Raw genomic sequence first — 14948 nt, forward strand, 5'->3', positions numbered from 1 at the left:
AATGCGCAACACAGATGAAGACAGGAGCCCCCTCATGACCGTCCTCGTCACCGGAAGCCGCGGCCGGGTCGCCACCACCCTGCTCGACCTGCTCGACGCCGCGGGCATCGAGGCCAGGGCCGGATCCAAGAACCCCACGGACCTCTCCCCACCCCCGGGCGTGAAAACCGTGCACTGTGACCTCACCGACCCGGCCACCTTCGACACCGCCCTGGAAGGCGTCGACTCCGTCTTCCTGTACGCGGAGGCCGCACACGCCGGCACCTTCGCCGACCGGGCCCGCGCCGCCGGAGTCGAGCACATCGCCCTGCTCTCCTCCAGCTCCGTCCTGGCCCCGGACGCCGCCGAGAACCCGATCGCGGCCTCCCACCTCGCGGCCGAGCGCGCCCTGTCGGCCGCCGCGGCCTCCGGCACCTTCGAGGCCACCCACCTCCGGCCCGGCGCCTTCGCCACGAACGCCCTGCAGTGGGCGTGGGCGCTCAAGGACGGCCACGGCCCGGCCCTGCCGTATCCGCACGCCTACGGGGACCCGATCCACGAGCGCGATGTCGCCGAGGCCGCCTTCGCGGTCCTCACCGAACCCCGGCTGCGCGGCTCCTCGTACCACCTCACCGGCCCGGAGTCGCTGGACTTCACCGAGCAGCTGGCGATCGTGGCCGAGGTGACGGGCCGCCCCGCGCCGTACACGACGGTCACCCCGGAGGACTGGAAGGAATCGGTCGCGGCCTTCATGCCGGAACCGTTCGCGAACGCCCTCCTCGCCTACTGGGCCTCCCACGACGGCCGCCCGACCCCCCTGACAAGAACGATCGAAACCCTGACGGGCCACCCCGCCCGCACCTTCACCACCTGGACCAGAGACCACACAGAGGCCTTCACCTCCTGACCGTTGTGGGCATGCGTTCCGCCGGGGCGGAACGGGTGGGCACAACGGAACGGCGCCCCTAGCGGCGCCCGAGCTCCCCGCGCCTGAACCCGCACGTGCGGTGCGGCGCGCTGGTGGTGCGGGTCAGGGCCCGGAGGACCCGGCACCTACCAGGCGGCGGGCCCGCGCCAGGGGAGGACCGAATTCCCTGGCCCCCCACCAACCCCCGGTGCCATCCTGTCCCCGTGAACGGACCGGAGATCCACATCAGCTTCGCCCCCGCCCTCCACCTCTTCGTCCCGGCGGAGCGCCGCGCAGGCCGCACCCCCCTGACCACCGACGGCACCTCGTCGCTCGGCCACGTCGTGGAGTCCCTGGGCGTGCCGCTCACGGAGACCGGCCGGCTCCTGGTCGACGGACGCCCTGTGGACACCTCGCACATCCCCGCCGAGGGCGAGACCGTGGAGGTGGAGGACGTCGTCCGCCCGCAGACGGTGCCGCCCGGCGCACCGCTCCGGTTCCTGCTCGACGTGCACCTCGGCACGCTGGCCCGCCGCCTGCGGCTGCTCGGCGTGGACGCGGCGTACGAGAGCGAGGACATCGGCGACCCGGCCCTCGCCGCGCTCTCCGCGCGCGAGCGGCGCGTGATGCTGTCGCGGGACCGCGGCCTGCTGCGCCGCCGTGAACTGTGGGCGGGCGCCTATGTCTACAGCGACCGGCCGGAGGACCAGCTGCGCGACGTGCTGGAGCGGTTCGCGCCGCCGCTCGCGCCCTGGACCCGCTGCACGGCGTGCAACGGGGAGCTGAGCGACGCCGACAAGGACGCGGTGCGCGAGCAGCTGGAGCAGGGCACGGAGAAGACGTACGACGTGTTCGCGCAGTGCGTGGAGTGCGGCAGGGTCTACTGGCGCGGCGCCCACCACGCACGCCTGGAGGCGATCGTCTCGGACGCGGTGCGAGAGTTCGGCGGGGCGGCGGCGCACTAGACGGCGGCCCGCCGGGGCGCGCCCGTCCGAAGAGGCCCGCCCCGGCGCCCCCTCAGTCCAGGTCGCCGCTCCGCAGTCGCTCGATCTGCGCGGCGCTGACCTCGACGGTGCGCCGCATGTGGGCGATGAGCAGGGCGACCTCGGCGTCGCTGTAGACGTCGAACATCGTGCCCCAGGTGCTGTTGAGCTTCCGCCAGAGTGCGCCGAGCTCGGCCATCCGTTCGGGGACGAGCGCCACCAGGACCCGGCGCCGGTCCTCGGTGGAGCGCTCGCGGGTCACATAGCCGGAGCGTTCGAGCCGGTCGACGAGCCGGGTCGCGGAGCCGGTGGTGAGCCCGGTCAGCTCGGCGACCCGCCCGGTGGTCACCGGGCCCTCCTCCAGGCTGAGCAGGTTGAGGCACTGCACATCGGTCGGGTGGAGCCCCAGGTGGTCGGCGACGGCCTGGTTGAACAGGGCGTAGGCGGCCATGTAGCGGCGGGCCTCCCCGTGCAGCTCGGTCATGAGCGCCTCGCGCCGGACGGAACTCTTCTGCGTCATGCAGATATTGTACGGATCAGACAGCGCGCGGTCACGGCCCGGCCCCGGAAGGCTCAGGGCGTCTCGGCGGTCAGATAGCGCTGCACGGTGGGCCCCAGCCAGGCCACGACCTCCTCGGTGGACATCTCGACGGCCGGCGGCAGGCGCAGCACGTAGCGGGCGAGCGCCATGCCGAGAATCTGGGAGGAGGCGAGCATCGCCCGGCGCGGGGCCTCCGCCGGGTCGGGACAGACGCCCCGGGCGACCGGCCCGATCTGCTGGGCGAATATCTCCTGCATGCGCGCGGCGCCGGCCTCGTTGGTGACGCCCACCCGCAGCATCGCGGTGAGGACCTCGTCGCGCTCCCAGCTCTCCAGGAAGTGCGTGACCAGGACGGCCCCGATGTGCTGTGCGGGCAGGGCGCCCAGTTCGGGCAGGCCGATCTCGATCTCGGAGGCGGCGGCGAAGAGCCCCTCCTTGTTGCCGTAGTAGCGCATCACCATCGACGGGTCGATCCCGGCGTCGCGGGCGATGGCACGGATGGTGGCGCGCTCGTATCCGTCGGAGGCGAAGCGCTCGCGGGCGGCCTCCAGGATGGCGGCCCGGGTGGCGTCGGAGCGGCGGACGGTCGTCATACCAACAACTGTAGGCCAACGGGTGTTGACACACCATCGGGACCGCCCTACCGTTGCCAACAAGCGTTGACCAACAACTGTTGGCAAACGATCGTGGGCACCCTGGAGGAAGCCATGAGCACCACGAACACGGACGTACTCGTCGTCGGCGCGGGCCCCACCGGCCTCCTGCTCGCCGGCGACCTCGCCACCGCCGGCATCGACGTGACCCTCGTCGAGCGCCGCCCGCACGGCCTCGGCAACATGACCCGGGCCTTCGGCGTCCACGCCCGCACCCTGGAGCAGCTCGACGCCCGCGGCCTCGCGGACGAACTCCTCGCCACCGGCACCACCCTCACCACGGCACGACTCTTCGGCCGCCTCGACCTGGACCTGACCCGCCTGCCCACCCGCTTCAACCACCTGCTCGTCACCCCGCAGTACGAGGTCGAGCGCCTCCTGGAGCGCCGCGCGGTCGACGCGGGCGTCACCTTCCGGTACGGCACGGAGCTGCGCGGACTGCGCCAGGACGCCGAGGGCGTCACCGCGGAGCTCACCGACCCCGAGGGCACCCCGCTCACCCTCCGCGCCCGCTACCTGGTCGGCACGGACGGCCACCGCAGCTCCGTCCGCACCGCCCTCGGCCTGCCCTTCCCCGGCCACTCCGTGATCCGCTCCATCGTCCTCGCCGACGTGCGCCTGGCCGAGGAGCCCGCCGACGTCTTCAGCGTCAACGGCTCCGGAGACACCTTCGCCTTCCTCGCCCCCTTCGGCGACGGCTGGTACCGGGTCATGGGCTGGACCCGCACCCGCCAGGTCGCCGACAGCGAGCCCGTCGACCTCGACGAGATCCGCGAGATCGCCCGCAAGGCCCTCGGCACCGACTACGGCATGCACGACCCCCGCTGGATCTCCCGCTTCCACAGCGACGAGCGCCAGGCTCCCGCCTACCGCGTCGGCCGGGCCTTCCTCGCCGGGGACGCCGCCCACGTCCACTCCCCCGCCGGCGGCCAGGGCATGAACACCGGCCTCCAGGACGCCGCCAACCTCTCCTGGAAGCTCACCGCCGCACTCCGCGGCACGGCGCCCGACCCCGAGGCCCTCCTCGACAGCTACCAGTCCGAGCGCCACCCCGTCGGCGCCATGGTGCTCCGCAGCAGCGGCGCGATCGTCCGCCTCGCGATGGCCCACACCCCCCTCACCCGCGCCACCCGCTCCCTCGCCGCCCACCTCGTGAACGCCATCCCGCCTGCCTCGGCCCGCGCCATGGGCATGCTCAGCGGCATCGACATCGCGTACGCCCCCGCACCGGGCACCGGCCGCCCCTCGGGCCGCCGCGCACCCGACGCCCGCCTGCGCGAAGGACGCCTCTACGAACTGCTCCGCCAGGGCGAGTTTGTCCTGATCGCCCCCGGGGGACCGGCCCCGGCGCTGCCGTCGACCGCCCCCGTCACGGCGAAGCACCTGATCCGGGCCACCTGGACGGACCCGGCGAAGAGGACGGCCGTACTGGTCCGCCCCGACGGCTACGTCCACTGGACGAGCAACTGACCGACGACCCCGGCTCAGAAGACGTACGGATCCCCGGTGGCGAGCACCAGCACACGATGCCGGTCGTTCCGCGGGTTCCGGTCGGCCACCCCGTCCCGCCAGGCCGTGGTGACCTCGACCGTCATCTCATCCGGGAAGCCCGCGGTCCGCAGGTCGAGCGCCAGCTCGCCGGCGCCCCCCGCGGCCCTGAGCCGGCCCGTCCGGCAGGAGACCACCCGGTCACTGCTCCAGAGACAGGCCGGCGGCAGCTCCTGGCCGCCCGCCATCGGCTCGGAGAAGGCGAGCCGGACCGTCGCCTGGGAGACGTCGGAGGGCCCGTGGTTCTCACTGACCAGCCAGACACCGACCCTCCCGTCCCAGAGGGAGACATGCCCGTGATGGGACAGATCCGCCTCGGTCCCGGCCACCGGCCCCACGGCACCGGCACTCCCGCCCGCACCCACCATCACGGCCGCGAGAGCGACCCCGAGCACACCCATCCGCAATCCACGCATAGGCACAAAATAACCACAACCCATCACATATTCTGACAAGCCGTCAGCCCGCGTGTCCCGTGACAGGCTTCCCCCATGCTCATCGCCCGCTCCATCGCCCTGTTCCTCCTCGCCGCCCTCTTCGAGATCGGCGGCGCCTGGCTCGTCTGGCAGGGCGTCCGGGAACACCGCGGCTGGATCTGGATCGGCGCGGGAGTCATCGCCCTCGGTATCTACGGCTTCGTCGCCACCCTCCAGCCCGACGCCGAGTTCGGCCGCGTCCTCGCCGCCTACGGCGGAGTGTTCGTCGCCGGCTCCCTCGCCTGGGGCATGGTCGCCGACGGCTACCGCCCCGACCGCTGGGACGTCGTCGGCGCCCTCATCTGCCTCGCCGGCATGGCCGTGATCATGTACGTCCCGCGAGGCCGCTGACCGCGTCCCGCCTATCCTGACCGGGCGATCGACCCGCAATCGACCACATGCGCGAGGAGCACCTCATGACTGCCGCCGGCACCCCCATCGCCGTCATCACCGGAGCGAGCAGCGGAATCGGCGCCGCCACCGCCCGGCAGCTGGCCGCCGCCGGCTACCGAGTCGTCCTCACCGCCCGCCGCAAGGACCGCATCGAGGCCCTCGCCGCCGAGATCAACGACGCCGGCCACCAGGCCACCGCCTACGCCCTCGACGTCACCGACCGCGCCGCCGTCGACGAGTTCGCCACCGCCTTCCGCACCCTCGCCGTCCTCGTCAACAACGCCGGCGGCGCCCTCGGCGCCGACCCCGTCGCCACCGGCGACCCCGAGGACTGGCGCCGGATGTACGAGGTCAACGTCCTCGGCACCCTCCACATGACCCAGGCCCTGCTCCCCGCCCTCACCGCCAGCGGCGACGGCACGGTGGTCGTCCTCTCCTCCACCGCCGGCCACTCCACCTACGAGGGCGGCGCCGGCTACGTCGCCGCCAAGAACGGCGCCCGCGTCCTCGCCGAGACCCTCCGCCTGGAGATCGTCGGCACTCCGGTCCGCGTCATCGAGATCGCCCCCGGCATGGTCAAGACCGACGAGTTCGCCACGACCCGCTTCCGCGGCGACACCGACAAGGCGGCCAAGGTCTACGCGGGCGTCGCCGAACCCCTCACCGCGGACGACGTGGCCGACACCATCACCTGGGCCTGCACCCGCCCCCCGCACGTCAACATCGACCTCCTGGTCGTCCGCCCCCGGGCCCAGGCCTCCAACACCAAGGTCCACCGCGAGCTGTAGAACGACGGAAGGGGCCGGTGCACCGCACCGGCCCCATCACTCCCGAAACCCCGAAACCCCCTCGAAGACCCCCGAAGGGAAGACCTCAGCCCTTCACACAGATGACCTGCTTCAGCTTGGCGACGACCTCCACCAGGTCCCGCTGCTGGTCGATCACCTTCTCGATCGACTTGTAGGCACCCGGGATCTCGTCCACGACACCGGAGTCCTTGCGGCACTCCACGCCCCGCGTCTGCTCCTCCAGGTCCTTCGTCGAGAAGCGCCGCTTGGCCGCGCTCCGGCTCATCTTCCGGCCGGCACCGTGCGAGGCCGAGTTGAAGGACGCCGCGTTCCCCAGGCCCTTCACGATGTACGAGCCCGTGCCCATCGAGCCCGGGATGATCCCGAACTCCCCGGACCCGGCCCGGATCGCACCCTTCCGCGTGACCAGCATGTCCATGCCCTCGTACCGCTCCTCCGCCACGTAGTTGTGGTGGCAGGAGATCACCGGCTCGAAGGTCACCTTGGCCTTGCGGAACTCCCGGCGGACGACCTCCTGGAAGAGCGCCATCATGATCGCGCGGTTGTACTTCGCGTACTCCTGCGCCCAGAACAGGTCGTGCCGGTAGGCGGCCATCTGCGGGGTGTCCGCGACGAACACCGCCAGGTCACGGTCGACGAGCCCCTGGTTGTGCGGCAGCTTCTGCGCCTCGCCGATGTGGTACTCGGCGAGCTCCTTGCCGATGTTCCGGGACCCGGAGTGCAGCATGAGCCACACCGCCCCGGACGAGTCGAGGCAGAACTCGATGAAATGGTTTCCCGACCCGAGGGTTCCCATCTGCTGACCCGCACGTTCGCGGCGGAACTTCACCGCGTCCGCGACCCCGTCGAACCGCGACCAGAAGTCGCCCCACCCCGCCGTCGGGAACTGGTACAGCCGCTTCGGGTCCACCGCCTCGCGGTGCAGGCCCCGGCCCACCGGGATCGCCTGCTCGATCTTCGAGCGGAGGCGGGACAGGTCGCCCGGCAGGTCGTTCGCCGTCAGGGACGTCTTGACCGCCGACATCCCGCAGCCGATGTCCACACCGACCGCCGCCGGGCAGACCGCACCCTGCATCGCGATCACCGAACCGACGGTCGCGCCCTTGCCGTAGTGCACGTCCGGCATCACGGCCAGGCCCTTGATCCACGGCAGCGTCGCCACGTTCTGCAACTGCTGCATGGCGCCGCCCTCGACCGACGCGGGGTCGGCCCACATCCTGATCGGTACTTTCGCGCCAGGCACCTCTACGTACGACATACTTCCTCGATTCCCCCGAAAAGCCTGATAACGCAAAAACCGGAGCCAAAGCCCGTACAGGTGACAGCGGACCGGCATCAACGGCTGCGTGTGCGATAGACATTGTGTCCACCGGCCGGGTTCGCGCGGCAAACAGTTTTCGGGAAAGACTTCGGGTGAAGGGAGCCTGGGACCGTGCAGCGAAAGAGGTACGCACCCGGCCGCACCGGGTCCACGGCGCGCACCGCCGTCGCCCTCGCACTCGGCCTCGGCCTGGGGGCCGGCCTCACCGCGTGCTCCGCGGGCGCCCCCGCCGACGACATCGCCGTCGACGCCAAGGCCGGCCAGGCCGCCGCCCCCGTCGCGCCCCCCGGCCGCTACCGCACCCTCTTCGAGCCCTGCGGCGCCGTCGCGCAGGCCACCCTCAAGGACCTGCTCCCGGGCGCCGCCGCGCTGCCCGACGCCGAGCGCGACAAGGCGTACCGGGGCGTCGCGGCCGTCACGTACGACACCGACCGGCGCGTCGGCTGCACGTGGAAGGCCGACACCCCGGACACCTCGCACCGGCTGTCCCTCGACATCGAGCGGGTGGTCTCGTACGACGCGGCGGTGAGCGACGACGACCGGGCGCAGGAGGTGTACGTCCGCAAGCAGCTCGCGGCGGGCATCCCGGTGCCGCCCACGACCCCGCCCTCGCCCACGACCCCGCCCTCGCCGACCGGGACGCCGACGGGGACCCCCTCGGCCGCGGGCAAGCCGGCCTCGGGCGCCACGACCACCGCCCCGTCGGGCAAGCCGTCGACGGGCACCCCCACCACCGACGCCCCCTCCACCGGCGCCCCCTCCACCGGCCCCACCTCGACCGGTCTCGAGCCCCGTGTCCTCGACGGTCTCGGGGACGTCGCGTACGTCGACGACATCCTCAGTACGGCCGGTGCGAACAGCCATCAGCGGGCCGTGAGCGTGGTGTTCCGCACATCGAACGTGATCGTGACGGTCTCGTACCAGGAGCAGACGACGGGGTCCGCCGAGGCTCCCGACAGTGCGGAACTGCAGGAAAAGGCCCGGAATCTGGCCCGGCAGCTCGCCGATCGGCTGGAGGAGTAGCGGTTCGCCTCCGCTCCGTGAGCGGATGGCGACCACGTAACGTGTCGGCGTACCTGTGGCCGTGCCGTACGACAAGCGACTGAAGGAACCATGCAGCGATCAGCTCAGCGAACGCGACTCACCCGCATACTCGCCTGCGCCGCCGTCCCGGTGATGCTCGTCGCCGCGGGCTGTTCTTCGGACTCCGGCGACTCCGGCGGCTCCGGCAAGGCGGAGGGGCAGGGCAACGCGTCCGCGTCGGCGTCCGTGACGCCCTCGCCGTCGCAGTCGACGAAGACGGTCGAGCCGGCGAAGTTCGCGAAGCTGCCCGAGGTGTGCAAGTCGATCTCGTCGAAGACGACGGCGTCGCTGGTGCCCAAGGCGAAGACGAAGAACGGGACGCCGGCGGCCTCCAGCGACCTGGCCAGCCGCGGTGGCTGCTCGTGGAACGGCCTTGAGGACAAGGGCGTGGAGGGCTCGCAGTACCGCTGGCTGGACGTGTCGTTCTACCGGTACGAATCCGATGCGGCGCTGGGCAGCGGTCAGGAGCGTGCGCAGGAGAACCTGGCGAAGGAGCTGGCCAAGGTCCAGCAGACGCCGGGTGCGAAGAAGCTGCGGACGGTCGAGGCCACGGGCATCGGCGACGAGGCGAAGACGGTCACGTACCAGCTGCGGAAGACGGACGAGGACTTCGTGTACACGTCGATCGTGGCGCGTACGGGCAATGTGCTGGTGCTGCTGTCGTACAACGGTGCCGGTTACGCGGGCGCCGACACCCCCTCGGAGAAGACCGTGACGAACGGTGCGATCAAGGCAGCCAAGGAGGCCGTCGCGGCGGTCGCCACGGCCAACAAGTAGTCACAACCCGGCGCGGAATGGCATATTCGCACGGAGCCCGTCCCTCCCCCGAGGGTCGGGCTCCGTGCGCATGTGCCAGTCTGTGCGCGCCGGATGTCGAATGACGAGAGGGGATCGCGGGTGGCCGCGATGCAGCTGAATCGCACACACCGAATACTCATCGGCCTCGTCATCGGCGGTGCGCTGATCATCGCGGGGATCGGTTTCGCGGGTTCGTACGCCGCCGTGCGCGAGCTCGCCCTCCAAAAGGGTTTCGGTACCTTCTCGTACTTCTTCCCGATCGGCATCGACGCGGGCATCTGTGTGCTGCTCGCGCTGGATCTGCTGCTGACCTGGCTGCGGATCCCGTTCCCGCTGCTGCGTCAGACGGCGTGGGTGCTGACGGCGGCGACGATCGCGTTCAACGGTGCGGCGGCGTGGCCCGACCCGCTGGGTGTCGGGATGCACGCGGTGATCCCGGTGCTGTTCGTGGTGGCCGTGGAGGCCGCGCGGCACGCCGTGGGCCGGATCGCGGACATCACGGCGGACAAGCACATGGAGGGCGTCCGGATCACCCGCTGGCTGCTGTCGCCGGTGCCGACGTTCCGGCTGTGGCGGCGGATGAAGCTGTGGGAGCTGCGTTCGTACGAGCAGGTCATCAAGCTGGAGCAGGAACGTCTGATCTACCAGGCCCGGCTGCAGGCGCGCTTCGGGCGGGGCTGGCGGCGCAAGGCTCCGGTGGAGGCGCTGATGCCGCTGCGGCTGGCGCGGTACGGGGTTCCGCTGGCGGAGACGGCCCCGGCGGGTCTGGCGGCGGCGGGCATCGACCCGGCCGTACTCCCTCCGGAGCCGCAGGCGCAGCAGCAGCCGATGGCGGTCGCGCAGGCCCAGCCGGCGGCGCTGCCGGCGCAGGCGCAGGTCCCGGCGCAGACGCAGGTTCCGGTTCCGGCCCAGGGGCAGGCCCCGGGGCAGGCTCCGGTGGGGCCGGTGAATCACGAGAGCCCGTGGTTCGACGCCTCGCAGGTCTCCCCGGAGTCGTACGAGGGCACGTACAACCCGCAGATCGTGGAGGGCCTGGAGCCCATGCCGGTCCCGGTGCCGCAGGGGCCGGAGGACGTCCCTCCGGCGGGCCCGGAGGAGTTCGTGGAGTACCCGGAGTACGTGGAGCAGCCGGAGCCGCGGAACGACGAGTTCGAGGACGTCGTCTACAAGGTCATGGGTTCGTACGTGATCGAGCACGACGAGTTCCCGGCCGAGGCCGAGCTGGCGCGTCTGGTGGCCGAGCAGTACGGCCTCCCGGAGTTCCCCGAGACCGAGCTCGACCTGCTGCGGCAGGCGGTGCCGGCCGCGCAGGAGCGGGTCCAGCAGGCGAGGGCCGAGATGGACACCCCGTAGGAAGACGCATGTGAAAGGGCCGCCACCCGGATCCGGGTGGCGGCCCTTTCACATGCTCAGGTCACACGCTCAGGCGCCGAGCAGCTTCCGCACCCGCTCCGCACCCACCGCGAGCAGCAGCGTCGGCAGGCGCGGGCCCGTCTCGCGGCTGACGAGGAGCTTGTAGAGCAGGGCGAAGAAGGCGCGCTGGGCGAGCTTCAGCTCGGGCGTCGGCTTCGCCTCGGGGTCGAGGCCGGCCATGACCTTCGGGACGCCGTAGACGAGGGTGGTGAGCCCGTCGAGCGACCAGTGGGTGTCGAGGCCCTCCAGGAGGAGGCGGAGCGACTCGCGGCCCTCGTCGTCCAGGGAGCCGAGGAGCTCGGTGTCGGGCTCGTCGCGGACGATGGTGCGCTGGTCGGCCGGGACCTGGTTGGTGATCCAGTTCTCGGCGCGGTCGAGGCGCGGGCGGACCTCGTCGAGGGAGGTCACCGGGTTCTCGGGGTCGAGCTCGGCGAGGATCCGCAGGGTCTGCTCGTCGTGTCCGGCCGTGATGTCCATGACCGAGGCGAGCGTGCGGTACGGGAGCGGGCGCGGGGTGCGCGGCAGCTCGCCGGCGGCGGTGCGGGCGGCACGGGAGTACGCCGCCGCGTCCGCAGGCAGGGCGGAGCCGTCGGCGACCTTGGCCTCCAGCTTGTCCCACTCGTCGTACAGCCGCTGGATCTCCTGGTCGAAGGCGATCTTGAAGGACTGGTTGGGCCTGCGGCGGGCGTAGAGCCAGCGCAGGAGCTGGGGCTCCATGATCTTCAGGGCGTCGGCCGCGGTGGGCACGCCGCCCTTCGAGGAGGACATCTTGGCCATGCCGCTGATGCCGACGAAGGCGTACATGGGGCCGATGGGCTGGACGCCGTCGAAGATGCGGACGATCTGGCCGCCGACCTGGAACGAGGAGCCGGGCGAGGAGTGGTCGACACCGGAGGGCTCGAAGATGACGCCCTCGTAGGCCCAGCGCATGGGCCAGTCGACCTTCCAGACCAGCTTGCCGCGGTTGAACTCGCTGAGCTTGACGGTCTCGGCGAAGCCGCAGCTGGTGCAGGTGTAGGCGAGCTCGGTGGTCTCGTCGTCGTACGAGGTGACGGTCGTCAGGTCCTTCTCGCACCGGCCGCAGTAGGGCTTGTACGGGAAGTAGCCGGAGGCGCCGCCGGAGCCGTCGTCCTCGGCGGCGGCGCCGGAGCCCTCCTCGGCCTCCAGCTCGGCCTCGTCGACGGGCTTCTGGGACTGCTTCTTCGGGGCCTTCTTCGTCCGGTACTGGTCGAGGATGGCGTCGATGTCGCCGCGGTGCTTCATCGCGTGCAGGATCTGCTCGCGGTACGTACCGGCGGTGTACTGCTCGGTCTGGCTGATCGGGTCGTACTCGACGCCCAGCTCGGCCAGCGACTCGACCATGGCGGCCTTGAAGTGCTCGGCCCAGTTGGGGTGGGGCGAGCCGGCGGGGGCCGGGACCGAGGTCAGCGGCTTGCCGATGTGCTCGGCCCAGGACGCGTCGATGCCCTCGATGCCGTTCGGCACCTTGCGGTAGCGGTCGTAGTCGTCCCAGGAGATGAGGTGCCGGACCTCGTACCCGCGGCGGCGGATCTCGTCGGCGACCAGGTGCGGGGTCATGACCTCGCGGAGGTTGCCGAGGTGGATCGGGCCGGACGGGGAGAGGCCGGAGGCGACGACGACCGGTTTGCCAGGCGCACGTCGCTCCGACTCGGCGATGACCTCGTCCGCGAAACGGGAGACCCAGTCGGTCTCGGTGCTGCTCTGAGCCACGGTCGGTACGTCCTTCTTCCTGAGGGGTTCTGCCTGTCAGCCCTACGAGGACCATTCTCCCAGACGGAACGACACTCTCCGAGGTTGTCCACAGGCGGGGAAATCACGTTGCGCTCCCGTGGGACACTTGACAAGCGAATTAGACCTGACGGACTCAACAGGAACGGAAGCTCATGGCCTCGGTCCCTTCCCTCGCTTCGACCGTGCAGCAGCGCCTCGCGGACGGCCTCTCGGCGGCTCTGCCGGACGCCGCGTCCGCCGACCCGCTGCTGCGACGAAGCGACCGGGCCGACTTCCAGGCCAACGGCATCCTGGCGCTGGCCAAGCAGCTCAAGGGCAATCCGCGTGAGCTGGCGACGAAGGTCGTCGAGGCGATCCCGGCCAACGACGTGCTGAAGGAGATCGAGGTCTCGGGCCCCGGCTTCCTGAACATCACGGTGACGGACTCGGCGATCATCGAGACCCTCGCGGCCCGTGCGGCGGACGCGCGTCTCGGCGTGCCGTTCAACGAGTCGGCGGGCACGACGGTCATCGACTACGCGCAGCCGAACGTGGCGAAGGAGATGCACGTCGGCCACCTGCGGTCGGCCGTGATCGGCGCGGCGATGGTCGAGATCCTGGAGTTCACCGGCGAGACGGTGGTCCGGCGCCACCACATCGGCGACTGGGGCACCCAGTTCGGCATGCTCATCCAGTTCCTGATCGAGCACCCGCACGAGCTGGACCACTCCTCGGAGGCGGAGGTCTCCGGCGAGGAGGCCATGTCGAACCTGAACCGGCTGTACAAGGCCTCGCGGGCCCTGTTCGACTCCGACGAGGAGTTCAAGACGCGGGCGCGTGCCCGGGTCGTGGACCTCCAGGCGGGCGACGAGGAGACCCTGGCCCTCTGGCAGCGGTTCGTCGACGAGTCGAAGATCTACTTCTACTCGGTCTTCGACAAGCTGGACATGGACATCCGGGACGGCGACGTCGTCGGCGAGTCCGGGTACAACGACATGCTGCAGGAGACCTGCCGGATCCTGGAGGAGTCGGGCGTCGCGGTCCGCTCCGAGGGTGCGCTGTGCGTGTTCTTCGACGACGTGAAGGGCCCGGACGGCAACCCGGTGCCGCTGATCGTCCAGAAGTCCGACGGCGGCTTCGGGTACGCGGCGACGGACCTGTCCGCGATCCGCGACCGGGTGCAGAACCTGAAGGCGACCTCCCTGCTGTACGTGGTGGACGCCCGCCAGTCGCTGCACTTCAAGATGGTCTTCGAGACGGCCCGCCGGGCCGGCTGGCTGAACGACGAGGTGAAGGCGTTCCAGCTGGCGTTCGGCACGGTCCTCGGCAAGGACGGCAAGCCGTTCAAGACCCGTGAGGGCGAGACGGTCCGCCTCGTGGACCTCCTCGACGAGGCGATCGGCCGGGCGACCGAGGTCGTGCGCGAGAAGAACAACGACAAGATCGCCCTCACCGAGCAGGAGATCGTCGAGAACGGCGCGCAGATCGGCATCGGCGCGGTGAAGTACGCCGACCTGTCGACCTCCGCCGTGCGCGACTACAAGTTCGACCTGGACCAGATGGTGTCGCTGAACGGCGACACGTCGGTGTACATCCAGTACGCGTACGCGCGTATCCAGTCGATCAAGCGGAACGCCGGCGACGCCGTGCCGACGGCCCACCCGGAGCTGGAGCTGGCCCCGGCCGAGCGCGCGCTCGGCCTGCACCTGGACCAGTTCGGCGCCGCGGTCGCCGAGGTGGCGGAGGAGTACGCGCCGCACAAGCTGGCCGCGTACCTCTACCAGCTGGCCTCTCACCTGACCGCGTTCTACGACCAGTGCCCGGTCCTGAAGGCGGACACGCAGGAGCAGAAGGAAAACCGGCTGTTCCTGATCGACCTGACGGCCCGCACGCTGCACCAGGGCATGGCGCTGCTGGGCATCCGGACGCCCGAGCGCCTCTGAGGCACCGGAGGCGAGGCCCCCGTCACGACTGCGTGCCGGGGGCTTCGCCGTACCGGATCACCGGATGGGGTGCGAGGTCCGGCCGGAGACCTCGTCGATCTCCGTGTGAGCCTTCTGGAGGAGCTGCGAGGCGAGGTCCATCAGGGCGCGGGCGCCCGCGATCTCCTCGCCCACCCGAAGCTGGTCCGGGTCGGAGGGGTGCCGGTTCGCGGTGCCGTGGGCCCGGAACTCGGTGCCGTCGCTGAGCCGGACCATGGCCGCGGCCCGCGTCCGGTCACCTTCCTCCTGGAACTCCATCTCCACATGCCATCCGACAAGCGTGTGCATCATGAGGACCACCTCCACCGAGGTACCTGTCGGCTACTTCTCC

The 14948-nt window shown here is 71.0% G+C and carries 15 protein-coding genes; 9 read left to right on the top strand and 6 right to left on the bottom strand.

The genetic code is table 11. The features are described 5' to 3' along the window. Positions 1-34 precede the first annotated feature (34 nt). Both SVTN_RS16470 and SVTN_RS16475 read left to right on the top strand, forming a co-directional pair. Positions 35-886, top strand: a complete 852-nt coding sequence (locus SVTN_RS16470) for an NmrA family NAD(P)-binding protein (RefSeq protein WP_041129779.1) — start codon at positions 35-37, stop codon at positions 884-886. A 224-nt stretch (positions 887-1110) separates the two neighbouring features. Then, on the top strand, positions 1111-1851 hold the full coding sequence (locus SVTN_RS16475) for a Mut7-C RNAse domain-containing protein (RefSeq protein WP_041129780.1): 741 nt from the start codon (positions 1111-1113) through the stop codon (positions 1849-1851). A 52-nt stretch (positions 1852-1903) separates the two neighbouring features. Here SVTN_RS16475 and SVTN_RS16480 read toward each other — a convergent pair whose 3' ends face one another. Further along, complete coding sequence (locus tag SVTN_RS16480; RefSeq protein WP_041129781.1) at positions 1904-2389, bottom strand: MarR family winged helix-turn-helix transcriptional regulator; 486 nt, start codon at positions 2387-2389, stop codon at positions 1904-1906. Positions 2390-2442: 53 nt separating this feature from the next. After that, on the bottom strand, positions 2443-3003 hold the full coding sequence (locus tag SVTN_RS16485) for a TetR/AcrR family transcriptional regulator (protein ID WP_041129782.1): 561 nt from the start codon (positions 3001-3003) through the stop codon (positions 2443-2445). A gap of 114 nt (positions 3004-3117) precedes the next feature. Between SVTN_RS16485 and SVTN_RS16490 the strand changes: the two genes are divergently transcribed. After that, positions 3118-4533: an FAD-dependent oxidoreductase gene (locus SVTN_RS16490; RefSeq protein WP_041129783.1), complete on the top strand. Its 1416-nt coding sequence runs from the start codon at positions 3118-3120 to the stop codon at positions 4531-4533. A gap of 14 nt (positions 4534-4547) precedes the next feature. Here SVTN_RS16490 and SVTN_RS16495 read toward each other — a convergent pair whose 3' ends face one another. Continuing rightward, positions 4548-5012, bottom strand: coding sequence for a hypothetical protein (locus SVTN_RS16495; protein ID WP_041129784.1), 465 nt, complete (start codon positions 5010-5012; stop codon positions 4548-4550). Positions 5013-5102: 90 nt separating this feature from the next. On the opposite strand from SVTN_RS16495, the gene SVTN_RS16500 reads away from it, so the two are divergent. Together SVTN_RS16500 and SVTN_RS16505 are read left to right on the top strand one after the other, a co-directional pair. Continuing rightward, positions 5103-5438 carry a YnfA family protein gene (locus SVTN_RS16500; protein WP_041129785.1) on the top strand — a complete coding sequence of 112 codons (336 nt, stop codon included), beginning with the start codon at positions 5103-5105 and terminating at the stop codon, positions 5436-5438. A gap of 65 nt (positions 5439-5503) precedes the next feature. Then, a complete protein-coding gene (locus SVTN_RS16505) occupies positions 5504-6268 on the top strand; it encodes an SDR family NAD(P)-dependent oxidoreductase (protein ID WP_041133962.1) in 765 nt (254 codons plus the stop codon). An 85-nt stretch (positions 6269-6353) separates the two neighbouring features. On the opposite strand, the gene SVTN_RS16510 is transcribed toward SVTN_RS16505, so the two are convergent. Next, a complete protein-coding gene (locus SVTN_RS16510) occupies positions 6354-7547 on the bottom strand; it encodes an RtcB family protein (RefSeq protein WP_041129786.1) in 1194 nt (397 codons plus the stop codon). 174 nt (positions 7548-7721) lie between these two features. Here SVTN_RS16510 and SVTN_RS16515 point away from each other — a divergent pair, with 174 nt between their 5' ends. The 3 genes from SVTN_RS16515 (at position 7722) to SVTN_RS16525 (ending at position 10844) form a co-directional block, all read left to right on the top strand. Beyond that, a complete protein-coding gene (locus SVTN_RS16515; protein WP_099055201.1) occupies positions 7722-8633 on the top strand; it encodes a hypothetical protein in 912 nt (303 codons plus the stop codon). A 90-nt stretch (positions 8634-8723) separates the two neighbouring features. Then, entirely contained in the window at positions 8724-9470 is a 747-nt protein-coding gene (locus SVTN_RS16520) for a hypothetical protein (RefSeq protein ID WP_041129787.1), read from the top strand. Positions 9471-9590: 120 nt separating this feature from the next. Then, positions 9591-10844: a DUF2637 domain-containing protein gene (locus SVTN_RS16525; protein ID WP_078908380.1), complete on the top strand. Its 1254-nt coding sequence runs from the start codon at positions 9591-9593 to the stop codon at positions 10842-10844. A 69-nt stretch (positions 10845-10913) separates the two neighbouring features. On the opposite strand, the gene lysS is transcribed toward SVTN_RS16525, so the two are convergent. Next, positions 10914-12635 carry a lysine--tRNA ligase gene (gene lysS, locus SVTN_RS16530; RefSeq protein ID WP_041129788.1) on the bottom strand — a complete coding sequence of 574 codons (1722 nt, stop codon included), beginning with the start codon at positions 12633-12635 and terminating at the stop codon, positions 10914-10916. Between the two features lie 173 nt (positions 12636-12808). Between lysS and argS the strand changes: the two genes are divergently transcribed. After that, on the top strand, positions 12809-14578 hold the full coding sequence (argS, locus tag SVTN_RS16535; RefSeq protein WP_041129789.1) for an arginine--tRNA ligase: 1770 nt from the start codon (positions 12809-12811) through the stop codon (positions 14576-14578). Between the two features lie 57 nt (positions 14579-14635). On the opposite strand, the gene SVTN_RS16540 is transcribed toward argS, so the two are convergent. After that, complete coding sequence (locus tag SVTN_RS16540; protein ID WP_041133965.1) at positions 14636-14905, bottom strand: DUF1876 domain-containing protein; 270 nt, start codon at positions 14903-14905, stop codon at positions 14636-14638. Positions 14906-14948 lie beyond the last annotated feature (43 nt).

This window comes from Streptomyces vietnamensis (assembly GCF_000830005.1).
Taxonomy (GTDB): Bacteria; Actinomycetota; Actinomycetes; order Streptomycetales; family Streptomycetaceae; genus Streptomyces; species Streptomyces vietnamensis.